At 47.7% G+C, this 2,250-nt stretch carries 2 protein-coding genes; both read right to left on the bottom strand.

Features of this window, described 5'->3' with window-relative positions:
* On the bottom strand, positions 1–1,108 hold a 1,108-nt coding region (locus WBA89_RS28275; protein WP_424410944.1), incomplete at its 3' end, for a protein kinase domain-containing protein.
* A 326-nt stretch (positions 1,109–1,434) separates the two neighbouring features.
* Positions 1,435–2,250 (bottom strand): thiamine pyrophosphate-dependent enzyme (locus WBA89_RS28270; RefSeq protein WP_424410943.1); only part of this gene is annotated, 816 nt, incomplete at its 5' end.

The raw sequence follows: 2,250 nt of genomic DNA, 5'->3' as shown, positions 1-2,250 counted from the left end.
ACAATTGGTCGATCGTCCGTAAATCATCGCCAGGAAAATTCTCGATCGAGTTCGTATGGAACCAACCTTCCTTCTCCCGACTAGCAGCTTTTAACATCACCTTGAATGTTTCCCTATCCGCCTCTTTCCACTCCCCTGCTGCTAATAAATCCCGCAGACGAGTATAGTCAACACCCTGCGCTGATTTAAGCGAGTCTGGTGGCGGAGGAGATACTTGAGGTGATGCTTGAGGTGATTGAGTACCAAGAGCCTGCAAAATTTCAGTAGCAGATTGATAACGTTTTTTAATAGCAGGTTGGATCATTTTATCTAAAATCTGACCCAGTTCCGAACTGACAGATGTTTTTAAGTGTTCTCGCCACACCCACTCAAACTCGCTATCATCGAATAAATCAATCGGCTCAACCTCAGTTAACAGACACAGACAAGTCACACCCAGACTATAAATATCACTCGCATGAATCGGTTTACCGTTGGCTTGTTCTGGTGCCGTATATCCAGCCGTCCCGATCCTCGTTCCCGTTACCGCTAGAGCCGTTTGTGTCGCATATTTCGCGGCTCCAAAGTCAACTAAAACCAGTTGCCCATCTTGCTGAAGAATAATATTTTCTGGCTTGATATCTCGGTGAATAACTTGGCGAGAGTGAATGAACTCGAATACTGGCAGTAAATTATTAAGTAAATTGCGAATTTGCGTTTCGCTAAAATATCCCTGAGATTTTAGTGTTTGGGCTAAATTTTCACCGTCGATGAATTCTTGGACTAAATACTGCCGTTCATCTTGACTAAAATATGCTAATAATTCGGGAATTTGAGAGTGTTTACCCAACTGTTCGAGGCGGACTGCTTCAAGCTCAAATAACTCAGCAGCTTTCTGGATACTAGAAGCGCCTTGAAATTGGGGGTAAAATTGTTTAATAACGCAGGGAGGTTTTGAGGGTTTATACTCGTCAACAGCTAGAAAAGTGCGCCCAAAGCCTCCTTGTCCAATGATTTTTTGGGCTCGGTAGCGATCGCCCAATAGCAGTTTATTCCCACATTCGTGACAGAAGTTTGTAGAGCCAGACGGGTTTTGGAATAGGCAATCAGGGTTGAGACAGTGGCTCATAAAATATGCTTATAAATTATAGATTAAAGCTTTCGATGGGATGCCAGCCCAGATGGTTTTAAATGTGAAACAGCAGATCCCGGTAAGGACACGGCATTGCCGATATGTGTCAACTTAAGTCTGAAACCTTTGTATCTCTCGCTTTTATCCCAGGCCAGATCCCCCTAAATCCCCCTTAAAAAGGGGGACTTCTATCGGAATCTTGTCCCCCCCTTCTTAAGGGGGGCTAGGGGGGATCTGGCCTTAGCAATAAACAGCAGTCTGTGACTACGTTTGACCTTAAGTTGAGACTAATAGGCACAGCCTAAGTCCCCACTCAAAACTACTTAAACTTTTGTCCCGCACTCAGGACAAAAGTTATTCGTCGAAACATTCTTCGCGCCGCAACTCGGACAATAAATCAACTCTGCAGATGGCAACGTGCTGCGTTCCGGCAAACCAACCATTTGAGCGTTACTTTTGCCCGGAACAACCATCGGATAGCAGTTTTCGTCCCGCGTCACCTTGACGTTCATCAGCACAGGGCCGTCATGAGCGAGCATTTGGCCGATCGCACCCTCCAACTCATCCGGCCGCGAAACCTGCATCCCCTTCACGCCGTAGGCCTGGGCCAGCATCACAAAATCCGGCATCCCCACAGTCATGTTCGACGACGAATAACGCTCGCCGTAGAAAGCCTGCTGCCACTGCCGCACCATGCCCTGCCAGCCATTATTTACAATCACAGTCTTGACATTAATGCCGTATTGTGCTAATGTTCCCAACTCTTGAATATTCATTTGGATGCTAGCGTCGCCAGCAATACAAATGACTTGCTCGTTGGGTAGCGCCATTTTCGCGCCCATCGCCGCCGGCAGCCCAAAACCCATCGTTCCCAAGCCAGCGCTGGAAATCCAGCGGCGCGGCCCGTTGTTCAAGAATTGAGCCGACCACATTTGATGTTGACCGACATCCGTCGTGTAGTAAGCATCCGGCGCTTGAGTAGCCAATTCCCAAATCACCTCTTGCGGAGACAAAATGTCGGGGTAGTGAGGCACAACTAACGGATAATCTTCTTTCCAGCGATCGATCCTGTGCAGCCATTCCGCAGTTTGTCCGGGAGTACCCGAAACACCTGTTTCCCGACAGCGGCGCAGCAAATC

Source organism: Microcoleus sp. (assembly GCF_049646505.1).
In the GTDB taxonomy this organism is placed as follows: Bacteria; Cyanobacteriota; Cyanobacteriia; order Cyanobacteriales; family Microcoleaceae; genus Microcoleus.
The sequence above is the reverse complement of the archived record's forward strand: the minus strand, read 5'-3'. Positions and strand labels throughout refer to the sequence as shown.